General features: G+C 59.3%; 13 protein-coding genes, 1 tRNA gene and 2 pseudogenes. 2 read left to right on the top strand and 14 right to left on the bottom strand.

Features of this window, described 5'->3' with window-relative positions; translation table 11 throughout:
• The 4 genes from AB4Z53_RS34925 to rpsL form a co-directional block, all read right to left on the bottom strand.
• Positions 1–149: GTP-binding protein (locus AB4Z53_RS34925; protein ID WP_421387882.1), on the bottom strand; the 149-nt coding region annotated here is incomplete at its 3' end.
• A 72-nt stretch (positions 150–221) separates the two neighbouring features.
• Positions 222–2,321, bottom strand: a complete 2,100-nt coding sequence (gene fusA, locus AB4Z53_RS34920; RefSeq protein WP_113541265.1) for an elongation factor G — start codon at positions 2,319–2,321, stop codon at positions 222–224.
• Between the two features lie 33 nt (positions 2,322–2,354).
• The gene (gene rpsG, locus AB4Z53_RS34915) at positions 2,355–2,825 is read right to left on the bottom strand and encodes a 30S ribosomal protein S7 (RefSeq protein ID WP_113541264.1); all 471 of its coding nucleotides are present in this window, start codon (positions 2,823–2,825) and stop codon (positions 2,355–2,357) included.
• A 77-nt stretch (positions 2,826–2,902) separates the two neighbouring features.
• Positions 2,903–3,274: a 30S ribosomal protein S12 gene (gene rpsL, locus AB4Z53_RS34910; protein ID WP_003507760.1), complete on the bottom strand. Its 372-nt coding sequence runs from the start codon at positions 3,272–3,274 to the stop codon at positions 2,903–2,905.
• A 563-nt stretch (positions 3,275–3,837) separates the two neighbouring features.
• Between rpsL and AB4Z53_RS34905 the strand changes: the two genes are divergently transcribed.
• The gene (locus tag AB4Z53_RS34905) at positions 3,838–4,134 is read left to right on the top strand and encodes a transcriptional regulator (protein ID WP_113541263.1); all 297 of its coding nucleotides are present in this window, start codon (positions 3,838–3,840) and stop codon (positions 4,132–4,134) included.
• A gap of 126 nt (positions 4,135–4,260) precedes the next feature.
• Here the strand turns inward: AB4Z53_RS34905 and rpoC are convergent, their stop codons facing one another.
• The 9 genes from rpoC to AB4Z53_RS34860 form a co-directional block, all read right to left on the bottom strand.
• Complete coding sequence (gene rpoC / locus AB4Z53_RS34900) at positions 4,261–8,466, bottom strand: DNA-directed RNA polymerase subunit beta' (protein WP_113541262.1); 4,206 nt, start codon at positions 8,464–8,466, stop codon at positions 4,261–4,263.
• A 183-nt stretch (positions 8,467–8,649) separates the two neighbouring features.
• Positions 8,650–12,789 (bottom strand): DNA-directed RNA polymerase subunit beta, encoded by a 4,140-nt coding sequence (gene rpoB, locus AB4Z53_RS34895; RefSeq protein WP_113541261.1) that lies wholly within the window; start codon positions 12,787–12,789, stop codon positions 8,650–8,652.
• A gap of 267 nt (positions 12,790–13,056) precedes the next feature.
• Positions 13,057–13,434: a 50S ribosomal protein L7/L12 gene (rplL, locus tag AB4Z53_RS34890; RefSeq protein ID WP_113541260.1), complete on the bottom strand. Its 378-nt coding sequence runs from the start codon at positions 13,432–13,434 to the stop codon at positions 13,057–13,059.
• Between the two features lie 58 nt (positions 13,435–13,492).
• Entirely contained in the window at positions 13,493–14,011 is a 519-nt protein-coding gene (gene rplJ, locus AB4Z53_RS34885; RefSeq protein ID WP_034795485.1) for a 50S ribosomal protein L10, read from the bottom strand.
• 329 nt (positions 14,012–14,340) lie between these two features.
• Positions 14,341–15,039, bottom strand: coding sequence for a 50S ribosomal protein L1 (rplA, locus tag AB4Z53_RS34880; protein ID WP_043626296.1), 699 nt, complete (start codon positions 15,037–15,039; stop codon positions 14,341–14,343).
• Positions 15,040–15,043: 4 nt separating this feature from the next.
• Positions 15,044–15,475 carry a 50S ribosomal protein L11 gene (rplK, locus tag AB4Z53_RS34875; protein ID WP_043626293.1) on the bottom strand — a complete coding sequence of 144 codons (432 nt, stop codon included), beginning with the start codon at positions 15,473–15,475 and terminating at the stop codon, positions 15,044–15,046.
• A gap of 208 nt (positions 15,476–15,683) precedes the next feature.
• The gene (gene nusG, locus AB4Z53_RS34870; RefSeq protein WP_034795476.1) at positions 15,684–16,214 is read right to left on the bottom strand and encodes a transcription termination/antitermination protein NusG; all 531 of its coding nucleotides are present in this window, start codon (positions 16,212–16,214) and stop codon (positions 15,684–15,686) included.
• Between the two features lie 16 nt (positions 16,215–16,230).
• Positions 16,231–16,431, bottom strand: a complete 201-nt coding sequence (gene secE, locus AB4Z53_RS34865) for a preprotein translocase subunit SecE (RefSeq protein WP_113541259.1) — start codon at positions 16,429–16,431, stop codon at positions 16,231–16,233.
• A 195-nt stretch (positions 16,432–16,626) separates the two neighbouring features.
• A tRNA-Trp gene (locus tag AB4Z53_RS34860) sits at positions 16,627–16,702 on the bottom strand.
• A gap of 190 nt (positions 16,703–16,892) precedes the next feature.
• Between AB4Z53_RS34860 and AB4Z53_RS34855 the strand changes: the two are divergent.
• Positions 16,893–17,490: pseudogene (locus tag AB4Z53_RS34855) on the top strand (GrpB family protein).
• Between the two features lie 15 nt (positions 17,491–17,505).
• Here AB4Z53_RS34855 and tuf read toward each other — a convergent pair.
• A pseudogene (tuf, locus tag AB4Z53_RS34850) lies at positions 17,506–17,652 on the bottom strand (elongation factor Tu); the annotation flags it as partial.

Below are 17,652 nucleotides of genomic sequence, written 5' to 3'. Positions count from 1 at the left end.
TCCGGCGCGGCGTCGATCTGGTCATACGCCTTGAACTCGCCGAAGTACTTCGTGATCGCTGCGGTCAGCGACGTCTTGCCATGGTCAACGTGGCCAATCGTGCCAATGTTAACGTGCGGCTTGTTGCGCTCAAATTTGCTCTTTGCCATTTCCGGCTCTCCGTTCTCTATCCCCTCGCGGGGAAAACTTTTTTATCTGCGTTCAGCGTATCGGTATTCCGGTCACTTCTGACCGGAATACTTTGCCTGGATTTCCTGTGCGACGTTCGACGGGACCGGCGCGTAGTGATCGAAGGTCATCGTGTACTGTGCGCGGCCCTGCGACATGGAGCGCAGGTTGTCGACGTACTTGAACATGTTCGCCAGCGGGACGTTTGCGTTGATCACGACGGCAACGCCACGCGATTCCTGGCCCTGGATCTGGCCACGACGGGAGTTGAGGTCGCCGATAACGTCGCCGACGTAGTCTTCCGGCGTTACGACTTCAACCTTCATCATCGGCTCGAGAAGCTGTGCACCGGCCTTCTTGGCAGCTTCACGGAAGCAAGCACGCGAAGCGATTTCGAAGGCCAGAACCGACGAGTCGACGTCATGGAATGCACCGTCGATGAGCGTCGCCTTGACACCCAGCATCGGGAAGCCAGCGAGCGGACCGGAAGACAGAACGCTTTCGATACCCTTCTGAACGCCCGGGATGTATTCCTTCGGAACAGCACCGCCGACGATCTTGGATTCGAAGACGAAATCTTCGCCATCCGGGTTCGGTTCGAATACGAGCTTGACGCGCGCGAACTGACCGGTACCACCGGACTGCTTCTTGTGCGTGTAGTCTTCTTCGTGCTGACGCGTGATGGTTTCGCGGTAGGCAACCTGCGGCGCACCGACGTTGGCTTCAACCTTGAACTCGCGACGCATACGGTCGACGATGATGTCGAGGTGAAGTTCGCCCATGCCGGCGATGATCGTCTGGCCGGATTCCTGGTCGGTCTTGACGCGGAACGACGGGTCTTCGGCTGCCAGGCGGTTGAGCGCGAGGCCCATCTTTTCCTGGTCGCCCTTGGACTTCGGCTCGATCGCGATCTGGATAACCGGCTCGGGGAATTCCATGCGCTCGAGGATAACCGGCTTCAGCGGGTCGCAGAGTGTATCACCCGTGGTGGTTTCCTTGAGACCAGCCAGAGCAACGATGTCGCCAGCAAAGGCTTCTTCGATGTCTTCACGGCTGTTCGAGTGCATCTGCAGCATACGGCCGACGCGCTCGCGCTTGTCCTTGACCGTGTTCATGACCGACGAGCCCTTTTCGAGCTTGCCCGAGTAGATGCGGGCGAAGGTCAGCGAACCGACGAAGGGGTCGTTCATGATCTTGAACGCAAGCATCGAAAGCGGCTCGGCATCATCAGCGTGACGCTCGATCTCGGCTTCGGTCTTGGCGTCAATGCCCTTGATCGCCGGAATGTCGAGCGGCGACGGCAGGTAGTCGACAACGGCGTCGAGAAGCGGCTGAACGCCCTTGTTCTTGAACGCGGTACCGCAGAACATCGGGTGGAACTTCACGTCGATGGTGCCGCGGCGAACCAGTTCGCGGATCTTGTCGTTCGAGGGCATGTTGCCTTCGAGGTAGGCTTCCATCGCAGCTTCGTCGATCTCGACAACAGTCTCGATCAGCTTTTCGCGATATTCTTCGGCCTTGTCCTTCATGTCGTCCGGAATCTCGACGACGTCCCACTGGGCGCCGAGCGATTCGTCGCGCCAGACGAGAGCGTTCATCTCGACCAGGTCGATAACACCCTTGAACTCGGTTTCAGCGCCGATCGGCAGCTGCATGACGACGGCGATCGCGCCCAGGCGGGTCTTGATCATCTCGACCGAGCGGTAGAAGTCCGCACCGGTCTTGTCCATCTTGTTGCAGAAGATCATGCGCGGAACGTTGTACTTCTCGGCCTGGCGCCAGACGGTTTCCGTCTGAGGCTCAACACCTGCGTTGGCGTCGAGAAGCGCAATGGCGCCGTCGAGAACGCGCAGCGAGCGTTCGACTTCGATGGTGAAGTCAACGTGACCGGGCGTGTCGATGATGTTGAAGCGGCGGGTCTTGCCATCGCGACCCTTCCAGAAGGTCGTCGTAGCAGCGGACGTGATGGTGATGCCGCGTTCCTGCTCCTGCTCCATCCAGTCCATGGTCGCGGCGCCGTCGTGGACTTCGCCGATCTTGTGGGACTTGCCGGTGTAGTAGAGGATGCGCTCGGTCGTCGTGGTCTTGCCAGCGTCGATGTGCGCCATGATACCGAAGTTACGGTAATCTTCGATTTTATATTCGCGTGCCATAGTGGACTGCCTCTTGAGACGTTCGCGCCAGAATTACCAGCGATAATGCGAGAACGCACGGTTGGCATCAGCCATCTTGTGCGTGTCTTCGCGCTTCTTCACGGCGCTACCACGGTTGTTCGCTGCGTCCATGAGTTCGCCGCAAAGGCGATCAACCATGGTCGTCTCGTTACGCTTGCGTGCGGCCGCGATCAGCCAACGGATGGCGAGGGCCTGGCGACGCTCCGGACGAACATCGACCGGAACCTGGTAAGTAGCACCACCGACGCGGCGCGAACGCACTTCAACGTGCGGCGCAATGTTGTCGAGCGCGGAATGGAATACGGTGATCGGCTCTTGCTTCAGCTTGACCTGAACCGCATCGAACGCGCCATAAACGATGCTTTCCGCAACGGACTTCTTGCCGTGCAGCATGATTGCGTTCATGAACTTCGTGACAACCAGATCACCGAACTTCGGATCCGGGTTGATCTCACGCTTTTCTGCTCTGTGACGTCGGGACATACTTCTCGTCTCTTTAACTGTTTCAGCGCTTTACCACGCGGAGGACCTCGCGCAGCGCCGGGATTTTCAAAACCGAATTACTTCGGACGCTTCGCACCGTACTTCGAACGGCGCTGCTTGCGGTTCTTGACACCCTGGGTGTCGAGAACGCCACGGATGATGTGGTAACGAACACCCGGAAGGTCCTTTACGCGGCCGCCGCGGATCATAACAACCGAGTGTTCCTGAAGGTTGTGACCTTCACCCGGGATGTAGCCGATGACTTCGAAGCCGTTCGTCAGGCGAATCTTGGCAACCTTACGGAGAGCCGAGTTCGGCTTCTTCGGGGTCGTCGTGTAAACGCGGGTGCAAACACCACGCTTCTGCGGGTTTTCCTGCAGAGCAGGAACCTTGTTGCGCTTTACCTGTGCCTGACGAGGCTTGCGGATCAGCTGGTTTACGGTAGGCATATACCCATCCTTGCAAAATCTTGTCACGTTACCCTTGCGGGCGGATCGTTGCCGTCGCCGGCGATGTCGAACGCCTCATGAAATGCGCAAAACAGGGGCCGATCCGCTTTTCCGCAGATGGCCCCAAATAAAGCAGAGGACGCACTATATTGCGCGTCATGCGTGCAGCATTGTTGTCGTCAGCGTGCGTTTCGAACCTTGTTTGAGGCGAACTCCAGAACGCGACGTTCCGAACCAGCCAGCCTCACATGGGCTCCGATGCGGCGGGGTGTACTGATTTCAAGGCCAACAGTCAAGGGCAATTAAGAAATATTCTATCGCGCACAGGCCTGACATGCCTGCAAAACAAGGCTTTTGCACATGGTTCCGTACCCGGCGTCCGCCTCTTTGCCCCTTCAGCCCGCAGAGTGTCCGACAGGGTTAAGGAATCGGCAACCWCTTTGTGGCGGTTTTCCACCGACTTCGAGTCGGCCCCAGGAGAAGCGTTCGAAGGGCACTGCATTTCCGTCGCGCTGGGTTTAAAAGGACGCTAAGGTCCCGCCAGTCATTCGAAAGGAAACAAAATGGCCGTCACCCCAGACAACGACAATGCCCCGGACGAACCGATGGTGTTCATCATCATCGGCAAAGCCTACGAGACCGACGGCGACGGAGACGGCGTGGACATTCACGTGATGCTCAAGGCGCCCGACGACGATACCGCCGTTCGCGAAGCGCTGAACGCACTTGCCGAAGAAGGTTTTCTCGAGGCTGACCTGGACCAGATCGGTACATTGACCGAAGTCCCGAGCGAAGAGCCTCACGCCTCAGCCTACCAGGGTGCGCTCGAAGGCGAAGTGGCGATTATCCGCTTCAGCTAAGTTCACGTTCAAAAGATCGTCCCCCTCGGCTTTGCCGCGCGCGGTGACCGCTCAAAGGAAAAGCCACCGAGATCGCTCTCGGCGGCTTTTCTTCGTTGGCTCAAAGGGCGGAGACCGCCCCCTCGCTTATTCGGCTGCTGCGTTCTCGTTGGCGAGATCGGCGAGCATCGGCGTTGCGACATCCGCACCCGTGCCACGACGACGCTCTTCCAGGATCATTTCGTCGCGCGCGGTTGCGATGCGACGGATCTGGGTCATCGTGCCACCGGTACCGGCCGGGATCAGACGGCCGACGATGACGTTTTCCTTCAGGCCCTGCAGGCCGTCCGTCTTGCCGGCGATCGCCGCTTCGGTCAGGACCTTGGTGGTTTCCTGGAACGACGCTGCCGAGATGAACGACGGTGTCTGCAGCGAGGCCTTGGTGATGCCGAGCAGGACCGGATCGCCGTATGCCGGCTTCTTGCCCTGTTCGATCAGGCCGTCGTTGACGTCTTCGAGCTCGATACGATCGACATTGTCGCCGACAATGTAGGTCGAGTCGCCTGCATCGGTGATTTCCACCTTCTGCAGCATCTGACGGACGATCACCTCGATGTGCTTGTCGTTGATGACAACGCCCTGCAGTCGGTAGACTTCCTGGATTTCGTTGACCAGGTAGGAAGCAAGTGCTTCCACGCCCTTGATCGCCAGGATGTCGTGCGGCGCCGGATTGCCGTCGAGGATGTAGTCGCCCTTTTCGATGTAGTCGCCATCCTGAAGATGGAAGGGCTTGCCCTTCGGGATCAGGTATTCGACCGGCTCAACACCGTCTTCCGCCGGCTCGATCAGAACGCGACGCTTGTTCTTGTAGTCGCGGCCGAAGCGGATGGTACCATCGATCTCAGCGATGATGGCGTGATCCTTCGGACGACGAGCTTCGAACAGTTCGGCAACGCGCGGCAGACCACCGGTGATGTCCTTGGTCTTGGCGCTTTCCAGCGGCGAACGTGCAAGCACGTCACCCTGGGAGACCTTCGTGCCCGGTTCCACCGAAAGAATGGCGTCAACCGAAAGCATGAAGCGGGCGTCACCACCACGCGACAGCTTCATGACCGCACCATTCTTGTCCTTGATGACGATCGCCGGCTTCAGGTCCGTACCACGCGGAGTCGAACGCCAGTCGATAACCTGACGCTTGGTGATGCCGGTGGATTCGTCGGTCGCTTCGAGCACCGAGATGCCGTCGACGACGTCTTCGAAGTGAACGGTACCTTCCACTTCCGTCATCATCGGACGGGTGTAGGGATCCCACTCGGCGAGACGCTGACCGCGCTTCACCTTGTCACCATCGTCGACGAGGATCTTCGAACCATAGGCAACGCGCTGCGAAGAACGCTCGACGCCGCGCTCGTCCAGGATCTGGACCGCCATGTTACGGCCCATCGCGACGAGAACGCCGTCCGAGTTGCGCAGCATGTTGCGGTTCTTGATCTGAACCGTGCCTTCGTAGGACGCTTCCAGGAACGACTGGTCGACCACGGTCGCCGTACCGCCCAGGTGGAAGGTACGCATGGTGAGCTGGGTGCCCGGTTCACCGATCGACTGTGCAGCGATAACGCCAACCGCTTCGCCCATGTTGACCGGCGTACCACGTGCCAGGTCGCGGCCGTAGCAGACGCCGCAAACGCCCGTCTGGATTTCGCAGGTCAGTGCCGAACGGATACGGATCGACTGAATACCAGCCTTTTCGATCTCGATGACGTCGGGCTCAAGGATCATCCGACCAGCGTCGACGAGGCGAGCGCCGGTGACCGGGTGATCGATGTCATCCAGAGCCGTACGACCAAGGATACGCGCGCCAAGCGAAGCCACAACCTGACCGGCGTCGACGATCGCCGTCATGGTGAGGCCGTTCTCGGTGCCGCAATCGACGGAGTTGACGATGCAATCCTGCGCCACGTCGACGAGACGACGGGTCAGGTAGCCCGAGTTCGCGGTCTTCAAGGCGGTGTCGGCCAGGCCCTTACGGGCACCGTGGGTCGAGTTGAAGTACTCGTTAACGGTGAGGCCTTCCTTGAAGTTCGAGATGATCGGCGTCTCGATGATTTCGCCCGAGGGCTTGGCCATCAGGCCGCGCATGCCGCCCAGCTGACGCATCTGGTTCGGAGAACCACGGGCGCCGGAGTGCGACATCATGTAGATCGAGTTCATCGGCTTCTGACGGCCGTTGTCGTCGAACTCTACAGCCTTAATGCGGGCCATCATTTCGTCGGCGACCTTCTCGGTCGCCTTACCCCAGGCGTCGACAACCTTGTTGTACTTTTCGCCCTGGGTGATGAGGCCGTCATTGTACTGCTGCTCGTATTCCTTCACGAGCGCTTCAGTATCGCCGACGATCTTCACCTTGGTGTCCGGAATGACCATGTCGTCCTTGCCGAACGAAATGCCGGCGCGGCAGGCATGGGCAAAGCCGAGCTGCATGATGCGGTCGCAGAAGATGACCGTGTCTTTCTGACCGCAGTGACGGTAGACCGTGTCGATCATCTTGGAGATGTTCTTCTTGGTCATTTCCTGGTTGCAGGTCTCGAACGGCACGTTGACGTTGCGCGGCAACAGTTCGCCGATGATCATGCGGCCAGGCGTCGTTTCGTAGATCTTCGAAACCGGGTTGCCCTCGGCGTCGACGGTCTTGAAGCGGCCACGAATCTTGGCGTGCAGGGTCACGGCCTTGGTTTCGAGCGCGTGATGCAGCTCGCCCATGTCCGAGAACGCCATGCCTTCGCCCGGCTCGTTCTGGTTCAGGATCGACAGATAGTAGAGACCGAGAACCATGTCCTGCGACGGAACGATGATCGGCGCGCCGTTTGCCGGGTGCAGGATGTTGTTCGTCGACATCATCAGAACGCGGGCTTCAAGCTGCGCTTCGAGCGACAGCGGCACGTGAACGGCCATCTGGTCGCCGTCGAAGTCGGCGTTGAAGGCCGTGCAGACGAGCGGGTGCAGCTGGATCGCCTTGCCTTCGACCAGGGTCGGTTCGAAGGCCTGGATGCCCAGGCGGTGCAGCGTCGGTGCGCGGTTCAACAGAACCGGATGCTCGCGGATAACCTCGTCGAGGATGTCCCAGACTTCCGGCTTTTCCTTTTCGACGAGCTTCTTGGCCTGCTTGACGGTCGAGGAGTAACCCTTGGCGTCGAGGCGGGCGTAGATGAACGGCTTGAACAGCTCGAGCGCCATCTTCTTCGGAAGACCGCACTGGTGCAGCTTCAGTTCCGGACCGGTCACGATGACCGAGCGGCCGGAATAGTCGACGCGCTTGCCGAGCAGGTTCTGACGGAACCGGCCCTGCTTGCCCTTGAGCATGTCGGACAGCGACTTCAGCGGGCGCTTGTTGGCGCCGGTGATGACGCGGCCACGACGGCCGTTATCGAACAGCGCGTCCACAGATTCCTGCAGCATGCGCTTTTCGTTGCGGATGATGATGCCCGGAGCGCGCAGTTCGATCAGGCGCTTCAGACGGTTGTTACGGTTGATGACGCGGCGATAGAGATCGTTCAGATCCGACGTCGCGAAACGGCCACCGTCGAGCGGGACGAGCGGACGCAGATCCGGCGGGATCACCGGAACGACCTTCATGATCATCCATTCCGGACGGTTGCCGGACTCCATGAAATTCTCGACGATCTTCAGCCGCTTCATCAGCTTCTTCTGCTTCAGATCCGAGGTCGTCTCGGCCAGTTCCGCACGCAGATCGCCGGCGATCTTTTCGAGATTCATCGAAGCGAGCATTTCATAGATCGCTTCAGCACCGATCATCGCGGTGAACTGATCTTCGCCGAACTCGTCGACGGCGAGCATGTAGTCTTCTTCGCTGAGGAGCTGGTTTTCCTTCAGCGACGTCAGACCAGGCTCGGTGACGATGTAGTTTTCGAAGTACAGAACGCGCTCGACATCCTTCAGCGTCATGTCGAGCAGCGTCGAGATGCGGCTCGGCAGCGACTTCAGGAACCAGATGTGGGCAACGGGAGCGGCGAGCTCGATGTGGCCCATGCGCTCACGGCGAACGCGCGACAGCGTGACTTCGACGCCGCACTTTTCGCAGATGATGCCCTTGTACTTCATGCGCTTGTACTTGCCGCACAGGCACTCGTAGTCCTTGATCGGGCCAAAGATGCGCGCGCAGAACAGACCGTCGCGTTCCGGCTTGAACGTGCGGTAGTTGATCGTCTCCGGCTTCTTGATCTCACCGTAAGACCAGGAAAGAATCTTCTCCGGCGAGGCGATCGAAATCCGGATGGAATCGAAGGTCTGTGCAGGCACCTGCGGATTGAAAAGATTCATGACCTCTTGGTTCATGCCTGTCTCCTTTACGGGCTTTACGCCCTGAGCTTGGCGAGGGTGCCGACAAATCCCGGGCGCCGGCCCCTGCCCCATAAACAGCTAAAACCGCATTGGCTGCGGCTCTGTTCCTGCCGAAGACGCCAGCGTCTTCAGGCGGAAACGGTGCGCGCCGCATCGCGGCACGCACCATGGATCGTCTTACTCGGCTGCGTCCGGCAGTTGCGTCGCGCCAGCTTCGTCGACCTTCGAGTTTTCGAGTTCGACCGAGAGGCCCAGCGAGCGCATTTCCTTGACGAGAACGTTGAAGCTCTCCGGAATGCCCGCCTCGAAGGTGTCGTCGCCACGGACGATCGCTTCGTAGACCTTGGTACGACCCGCAACGTCGTCCGACTTGACCGTCAGCATTTCCTGCAGGGTGTAGGCTGCCCCGTACGCTTCCAGCGCCCAGACTTCCATTTCCCCGAAGCGCTGACCGCCGAACTGCGCCTTGCCGCCCAGCGGCTGCTGGGTGACGAGCGAGTACGGACCGATCGAACGAGCGTGGATCTTGTCGTCGACGAGGTGGTTGAGCTTCAGCATGTAGATGTAGCCCACGGTCACCTGACGGTCGAACTGATCACCGGTACGGCCATCATAAAGCGTCGACTGACCGGTCACCTTCAGGCCTGCCTGCTCCAGCATCTCGTTGACGTCGGCCTCGACAGCACCGTCAAAGACCGGCGTTGCGATCGAAACACCACGACGGGTCTGCTCGGCCAGGCGTACGATCGATTCATCGTCGTATTGCTTGATCGGCTCACCCTTCGGGCCCGACCCGATGACGCTGTCGATGGTGTCGCGCAGCGGCTGAATATCGGCACCTGCCTTGTAAGCATCGAGCATCGCACCGATCTTCTTGCCCATGCCGGCGCAAGCCCAGCCAAGATGGGTTTCGAGGATCTGGCCGACGTTCATGCGCGAAGGCACGCCGAGCGGGTTCAGAACGACGTCGACATGCGTACCGTCTTCGAGGAACGGCATGTCTTCGATCGGCACGATACGCGACACGACACCCTTGTTGCCGTGACGGCCGGCCATCTTATCGCCCGGCTGGATCTTGCGCTTAACAGCGACGAAGACCTTGACCATCTTCATGACGCCCGGAGGCATTTCGTCGCCGCGCTGGACCTTCTCGACCTTGTCCATGAAGCGCTGTTCAAGGCGCGACTTGGATTCGTCGTACTGGGCCCGCAGAGCTTCGATTTCGCCCTGAGCCTTTTCGTCTTCGACGGCGAACATCCACCACTGCGAGCGGGGGTATTCGCTGACGACCAGGTTCGAAAGCTCGGTGCCCTTCTTGAAGCCCTTCGGGCCGGCAACGGCCGTGTGGCCACGCAGCATATCGACGAGACGTGCGTAGACGTTACGATCGAGGATCGCCTGTTCGTCGTCGCGGTCCTTGGCGAGGCGTTCGATTTCCTCGCGCTCGATTGCCATCGCGCGCTCGTCCTTCTCAACGCCGTGGCGGTTGAAGACGCGAACTTCGACGACGGTACCGAAGGTGCCCGGGGGCATGCGCATCGAGGTGTCGCGAACGTCGGAGGCCTTTTCACCGAAGATGGCGCGCAGAAGCTTTTCTTCCGGCGTCATCGGGCTTTCGCCCTTCGGCGTGATCTTGCCGACGAGGATGTCACCCGGCTGAACCTCAGCACCGATATAGACGATACCGGCTTCGTCGAGGTTGCGCAGCGCTTCTTCCGAAACGTTCGGAATGTCGCGGGTGATTTCTTCCGGACCCAGCTTGGTGTCACGCGCCATCACTTCGAATTCTTCGATGTGGATGGAGGTGAACACGTCGTCGCGCACGATCCGCTCGGAGAGCAGGATCGAGTCTTCGTAGTTGTAGCCGTTCCAGGGCATGAACGCGACGAGCGCGTTGCGGCCGAGAGCCAGGTCACCAAGGTCGGTCGACGGACCGTCAGCGATGATGTCGCCCTTGTTCAGGACGTCACCGACGGTCACCAGCGGGCGCTGATTGACGCAGGTGTTCTGGTTCGAACGCTGGAACTTCTGCAGACGATAGATATCGACGCCCGACTTCGACGGATCGAGGTCTTCGGTCGCGCGGATAACGATACGGGTCGCGTCAACCTGGTCGACGACACCGCCACGACGGGCTGCAATCGCAGCGCCGGAATCGCGGGCAACGACCGGCTCCATGCCGGTACCGACGAACGGAGCTTCGGCGCGCAGCAGCGGCACGGCCTGACGCTGCATGTTCGAGCCCATCAGTGCGCGGTTGGCGTCGTCGTTCTCAAGGAACGGGATGAGCGCGGCCGCGACCGAAACGAGCTGCTTCGGCGAAACGTCCATCAGGTTGATGTTGTCGCGCGGCGCCAGCATAACTTCACCGGAGTGACGGCAAACGACGAACTCTTCAGAGAACGAGTTGTCTTCGTTCAGCGTCGAGTTTGCCTGCGCCACATGGTACTTCGCTTCTTCCATCGCCGAGAGATAGACGACGTCGTTCGTCACCTTGCCGTCGACGATCTTGCGGTACGGGCTCTCGATGAAGCCGTACTTGTTGACGCGGGCGAAGGTTGCAAGCGAGTTGATCAGACCGATGTTCGGGCCTTCCGGCGTTTCGATCGGGCAAATACGACCGTAGTGGGTCGGGTGAACGTCGCGGACTTCGAAGCCAGCACGCTCGCGGGTCAGACCACCCGGGCCAAGAGCCGACAGACGGCGCTTGTGGGTGATTTCCGAAAGCGGGTTTACCTGGTCCATGAACTGCGACAGCTGCGAGGATCCGAAGAACTCGCGAACGGCGGCAGCTGCCGGCTTCGCGTTGATCAGATCCTGCGGCATGACCGTGTCGATTTCGATCGAGGACATACGTTCCTTGATCGCGCGCTCCATGCGGAGCAGGCCGAGACGGTACTGGTTCTCCATGAGCTCGCCGACAGAACGAACACGGCGGTTGCCGAGGTTGTCGATGTCGTCGATCTCGCCCTTGCCGTCGCGCAGCTCGACGAGCATCTTGACGACAGCCAGGATGTCTTCCTTGCGCAGGATGCGCACGGTGTCGGCGACCTCGAGGTCGAGGCGCATGTTCATCTTGACGCGACCAACGGCCGAAAGGTCGTAGCGCTCGGCATCGAAGAACAGCGTGTTGAACATGGCTTCCGCGGAATCCATGGTCGGCGGCTCACCCGGACGCATGACGCGGTAGATGTCGAACAGGGCGTCCTGACGGTTCTCGTTCTTGTCGGCTGCAAGCGTGTTGCGGATGTAGGCGCCGACATTGATGTGGTCGATGTCGAGAACCGGGATCTCGTCAAAACCAGCCGAGAGAATGAGCGGAAGCGTCTTCTCGTCGATCTCGTCGCCGGCTTCGAGGTAGATCTCGCCGGTCGCGAAGTTGACGACGTCTTCGGCAAGATAGTTGCCATAGAGATCGTCATTGGTCGCCTTGAGCGCCTTCAGACCCTTGTCCTGCAGCTGACGAAGCAGACGCGGGGTCAGCTTCTTGCCGGCCTCGACGACGACTTCGCCGGTATCGGCGTCAACCATCTCAGTGATGGCCTTCTGACCCTTCAGGGCATCAGGCTGGAACGGCACGCGCCAGCCTTCGCCGTCGCGCTGGTAGAGCGACTTCGTGTAGAAGGTGTCGAGGATTTCCTCGCCGTCCATGCCGAGCGCCATCAGAAGCGACGACACCGGAATCTTGCGGCGGCGGTCGATACGGGCGTGCACGATGTCCTTGGCGTCAAACTCGATGTCGAGCCAGGAACCACGGTAAGGAATGACGCGGGCTGCAAAGAGCAGCTTGCCCGACGAATGGCTCTTGCCCTTGTCGTGGTCGAAGAACACGCCCGGCGAACGGTGCATCTGCGAAACGATGACGCGCTCGGTGCCGTTGACGATGAACGTACCGTTGTCAGTCATGAGCGGCATGTCGCCCATGTAGACGTTCTGTTCCTTGATGTCCTTGATCGACTTTGCGCCGGTATCCTCGTCGATATCGAACACGATGAGGCGCAGCGTCACCTTAAGCGGCGCTGCGTAGGTCAGATCGCGCTGACGGCATTCTTCGACGTCGAACTTCGGCGGCTCGAATTCGTACGAAACGAATTCAAGCATCGATGCGCCCGAGAAATCCTTGATCGGAAAAACCGACTTGAAAACAGCTTGAAGCCCTTCATCAGGGCGACCGCCCTTGGGCTCTTCAACCATCAGAAACTGGTCGTAGGATGCCTTTTGAACCTCGATGAGGTTCGGCATTTCTGCGACTTCTGGAATTTTACCAAAAAACTTGCGTACGCGCCTGCGACCGTTAAACGAAAGGGTCTGAGCCATCGTCGCTCCTTGTCAATCTTGCATCCGGGCCTGCAACGGACGGGAACCGATGGCCAGTCGACCCCGTCAATCAATGAGTAGTTCAATCTCGTCCAACTCACGGAAAACGCTCAGCGCGGATTGCTGTGCTGCCTTCCGTTCGAGACCATCCTCTTGAAGAACCCATTACCCAAAAGCCGTTTTTCGACAGGCTTTTGGGTAATATGTTCTAAAAACGGTCAAAGAGAGGCGGCCTGAAAAGGCCACCTCCCCTTGCATGTAGCCGAATTACTTGACGTCAACCTTGGCGCCAGCTTCTTCGAGCTTCTTCTTGAGGTCAGCAGCTTCAGCCTTGGAAACAGCTTCCTTGACCGGCTTCGGAGCGCCTTCGACCAGGTCCTTGGCTTCCTTGAGGCCGAGGCCGGTGATAGCGCGGACTTCCTTGATGACGTTGATCTTGTTGGCGCCAGCGTCAACGAGGATAACGTCAAACTCGGTCTTTTCTTCTTCAGCAGCAGCCGGAGCAGCAGCGCCGCCAGCAGCAGCGACAGCTACCGGAGCAGCAGCCGAAACGCCCCACTTCTCTTCGAGCAGCTTGGAAAGCTCAGCGGCTTCCAGAACGGTCAGCGAGGAGAGGTCTTCAACGATCTTTGCGAGATCAGCCATTTTACTTTTCCTTTTGTTCGGTTCGAACTGGTTTTAAATACAACAGCGAAAATCCGCCTTAGGCGGCTTCGTCCTTCTTGGCATAGGCCGAGAACACGCGAGCAAGCTGGCTTGCCGGTGCCTGAACAACCGTTGCGACGCGGGTTGCCGGGGCATTGAGAAGGCCCAGCAGCTTTGCGCGCAGCTCGTCGAGCGAAGGCAGGGTCGCAAGCGACTTGACTGCTTCGGCGTTGAGCGTGGTCGTGCCCATGGCGCCACCGAGAACAACGAGCTTGTCGTTGGTCTTGGCGAAATCCATGACAACCTTAGGAGCCGTGATCGGGTCTTCGCTGTATGCGATCAGCGTCTGACCCTTGAAGAGATTGGTCATCCCTTCCGACTCGGTGCCCTGAAGAGCGATCTTGGCCAGGCGGTTTTTCGCGACTTTGACGGTGCCGCCAGCAGCGCGCATTTTCGAACGGAAGTCGTTCATCTGCGCAACTGTGACACCAGCATAGTGGGCCACGACAACCGAACCGGAAGCCTTGAAGACTTCGTTCAGCTCCGTGACGAATTCGCGTTTTTCCGCTCTTTCCACTGTCTGTCTCCAGTAGGCAGGGTTGCAAAATGCAGCCCTGCCGGGTTTGCCTTTGTCACCCGAGATCGAGCTCGATCCCTGATAACGCTTAAGGATCCTGTCCCTTGGCGTTCCCGGAAGAGCCGGGTCTGACACAAGGCAAGCGAGGTTCGAACCGAATTTCGACGCCTCCGGCGTCATAGTGAAATTCAGATCTTACCCGTCTCATGCAGGCCGAAGTGATTAAGGTAAAACCACCCGCAATCTCGGACAGGAATTCCGGACTTGACGTCCGGATTCCCGGCCCCGAAAGGCCGGGAATTCAGTCTCGGGCCGAAGCCCGAAATTCATTAGGCGACRCTGAGCGTGGCGGGGTCGATCTTGAGACCCGGGCCCATGGTCGACGAAATTGCGACGCGCTTGACGTAGTTGCCCTTGGCACCGGTCGGCTTCGCCTTGACCACGGCGTCAGCGAAAGCACGGATGTTTTCTTCCAGCGCCTTGGCGTCGAAGGACGCCTTGCCGATGCCAGCGTGAACGATACCGGCCTTCTCGACGCGGAATTCAACGGCGCCGCCCTTGGAAGCCTTAACGGCACCAGCGACATCCATCGTAACCGTGCCGACCTTCGGGTTCGGCATCATGCCGCGCGGGCCGAGAACCTTACCGAGGCGGCCGACGAGCGGCATCATGTCCGGGGTCGCGATGCAGCGATCGAAATCGATCTTGCCGCCCTGGACGATTTCGACGAGCTCTTCTGCGCCAACGACGTCAGCACCAGCAGCCTTGGCTTCGTCAGCCTTGGCGCCACGTGCGAAAACGGCGACGCGAACCGAGCGGCCGGTGCCATTCGGCAGGTTGACAACGCCGCGGACCATCTGGTCGGCGTGGCGCGGGTCAACGCCGAGGTTCATCGCAACTTCGATGGTTTCGTCGAACTTGGCAGTTGCGCGTTCCTTGACCATCGAGACGGCTTCGGTGAGGCCGTAGATCTTCGTCGGGTCAACGCCCTCGCGGGACTTCTGTACTCGCTTTGCAATCTTCGCCATGGTCTTAGCCTACCACTTCCAGGCCCATAGCGCGGGCAGAGCCCTCGATCATGGCCATTGCGCCTTCGATATCGGCAGCATTGAGATCCTTCATCTTGGCTTCGGCGATCGACTTGATCTGAGCCTTGGTGAGCTTGCCAGCCGAACCGCCCTTACCGGGGGTCTTCGAACCGGACTGGATCTTTGCTTCCTTCTTCAGGAAGTAGCTGACCGGCGGCTGCTTCATGACGAAGGTGAAGGACTTGTCCTGGTAATAGGTGATGACGACCGGAATCGGCATACCCTTTTCCATTTCCTGCGTGGCGGCATTGAACGCCTTGCAGAATTCCATGATGTTAATGCCACGCTGACCGAGCGCAGGACCGATCGGCGGGGACGGATTGGCCGACCCAGCCTTCACCTGCAGCTTGAGCTGGCCTGCAACTTTCTTAGCCATTTCTCTCTGCCTTTCTGAAATCCCCTTGCGACGGATCGCTCCGAGGATCAATTGCGCCGGTTGCCCGGCTTGTGCCGATCACTGGGACCGGCGGCTGCGGTTGCGTGGTGCGGAACATCCGACCCGGCTAAGGCCGGCCTCCTTCCACGCGCATGCGGATTTCTCCGCCAGAATGGGCCGAAACCCACCCTATCCTTTTAAGGCCTTATCAGACCTTCTCGACCTGACCGTATTCCAGCTCGACCGGGGTCGCGCGACCGAAGATCGAAACTTCGACCTTGAGGCGCGAACGCTCTTCGTCGACATCCTGAACGACGCCGTTGAACGAGGCGAACGGACCATCCGAAACGCGAACCTGTTCGCCGATCTCGAACGAAACCGAAGGCTTCGGACGCTCGACGCCATCCTGGACCTGACCAAGGATGCGCTCAGCCTCATGGTCCGGAATCGGAACCGGCTTGCTGTCCGTCCCGAGGAAACCCGTCACCTTCGGCGTGTTCTTGATAAGGTGGAAGGCCTCATCCGTCAGATTGGCGCGAACCAGAACGTAGCCCGGGAAGAACTTGCGCTCGGCGTCGACCTTGCGGCCGCGACGCACTTCGACAACCTTCTCGGTCGGCACGAGAATCTTCTCGAACAGATGCTCGAGACCCTTCTGCTTGGCCTTTTCCTCGATCGATTCGGCGACCTTCTTTTCGAAGTTCGAATAGGCGTGAACTATATACCAGCGCGCAGCCATGCTACCCTCCACCCAATCAAGCGCCAACGTTGAGGATGAGGCCGATCAGCCAACCCATCAACTGGTCCGCAGCAAAGAAGAAGGCGGCGGCAAAAAAGACCATGACAAAAACCATCAGCGTCGAGATCATCGTCTCGCGCCGGGAAGGCCAAGTCACTTTCGACGTCTCAGAGCGAACCTGCTGCAGAAACGTTACCGGATTCGTTTTGGATGCCATGTAATGCTCACGCCATTACGGCGCGTAAAGCCGATGATTCAGCCCCACGCACCGCGTGTCTGTTTGGACCCTACATAAAGACCGATTCCAAAAACTACAAGAGCCAATCAGTCTTTTCTGTGAATTTCGTCGACCGTATAACCGGTCCTTAAACTTACTCTGCCGAACCCTCAGTTTTTGAAAGCCTGAGAAGAATGGCAGGGGCAGAGGGGCTCGAACCCCCGACCTGCGGTTTTGGAGACCGCCGCTCTACCAACTGAGCTATACCCCTATTCGGTTGCGTCCTCGTTCAACAACGTGTCGCCGCCTCAAGTCAGCGGCTTCATATTCAGTTTGCCGGAGGATGACAAGCACCTTTCAACGCCGATCCTAAAAAATCCGCATTCAATTGCATCTATCCCCTGCCCTGCCGGCTGGAGCGCCCCACAAAGAAGGGCAAGTCATTGCCTCGCCACTCAGAAATGGTCGCAGCGCTGTGGCCATTCGCTATCCTGCCAGAAGCCCCCTCACCGAACTCGATTCGCATGTCGCGCGTCACACTGGTCGAATATGATCCCTTCTGGCCGTCACTCTTTGATGAGCGGGCGCTTTCCATCACCGCCCTGCTCTCGCCTTTCGTCCGCGAGGTCCATCACATCGGCAGCACGGCGATACCCGGACTGGCAGCAAAGCCGAAGATCGATATCGATGCGGTGATGGTGGACGTAGGGGCGTTGCCGAAGCTCAGCGCTCGCCTGCAACGCGGGCTACACCTTTCACGGCGACCCGCGCGCAAGCGGCCTACGGACGTTTACGACGGCAACGCTTCCCTATGGCTCGCGGCTCTACCTCTGCGGAGACGACAACGCCGCCCATGCGGATCGCCTGCTCTTCCGGAACCGGTTACGGGAAAGGCCGGACTATGCGGCGCAATATGAGGCGTTGAAAAGACGGCTCGCCACGGAGGCCGGAAGCGATTGGGATTATTACGCTGGCGGCAAGCGCGCCTTCATCAACGCGGTGCTGGCGACTTGCCCAACGAAAAAGGCCCCGCCGTCGCCGGCGGGGCCTTCCTACTGACTCTTAATCAGCAGATTACTCGACGATGGAGGCAACGATGCCTGCGCCGACGGTACGGCCGCCTTCGCGGATCGCGAAGCGCAGCTTTTCTTCCATCGCGATCGGAACGATCAGCTCGACGGCAACCGTGACGTTGTCGCCCGGCATAACCATTTCCGTGCC

The organism is Ensifer sp. 2TAB8 (assembly GCF_052115125.1).
GTDB lineage: Bacteria > Pseudomonadota > Alphaproteobacteria > Rhizobiales > Rhizobiaceae > Ensifer.
Note: the sequence above shows the minus strand (reverse complement) of the source record. Positions and strands in the feature narration are given on the sequence as shown.

Excerpts from the sequence above, each read along its gene's own strand:
- rpsG (WP_113541264.1), bottom strand. The coding sequence starts at position 2,825 with ATGTCCCGACGTCACAGAGCAGAAAAGCGTGAGATCAACCCGGATCCG.
- fusA (WP_113541265.1), bottom strand. The coding sequence starts at position 2,321 with ATGGCACGCGAATATAAAATCGAAGATTACCGTAACTTCGGTATCATG.
- nusG (WP_034795476.1), bottom strand. The coding sequence starts at position 16,214 with ATGGCTGCGCGCTGGTATATAGTTCACGCCTATTCGAACTTCGAAAAG.
- rpoB (WP_113541261.1), bottom strand. The coding sequence starts at position 12,789 with ATGGCTCAGACCCTTTCGTTTAACGGTCGCAGGCGCGTACGCAAGTTT.
- rpoC (WP_113541262.1), bottom strand. The coding sequence starts at position 8,466 with ATGAACCAAGAGGTCATGAATCTTTTCAATCCGCAGGTGCCTGCACAG.
- rplK (WP_043626293.1), bottom strand. The coding sequence starts at position 15,475 with ATGGCTAAGAAAGTTGCAGGCCAGCTCAAGCTGCAGGTGAAGGCTGGG.
- AB4Z53_RS34905 (WP_113541263.1), top strand. The coding sequence starts at position 3,838 with ATGGCCGTCACCCCAGACAACGACAATGCCCCGGACGAACCGATGGTG.
- rplL (WP_113541260.1), bottom strand. The coding sequence starts at position 13,434 with ATGGCTGATCTCGCAAAGATCGTTGAAGACCTCTCCTCGCTGACCGTT.
- secE (WP_113541259.1), bottom strand. The coding sequence starts at position 16,431 with ATGGCATCCAAAACGAATCCGGTAACGTTTCTGCAGCAGGTTCGCTCT.
- rpsL (WP_003507760.1), bottom strand. The coding sequence starts at position 3,274 with ATGCCTACCGTAAACCAGCTGATCCGCAAGCCTCGTCAGGCACAGGTA.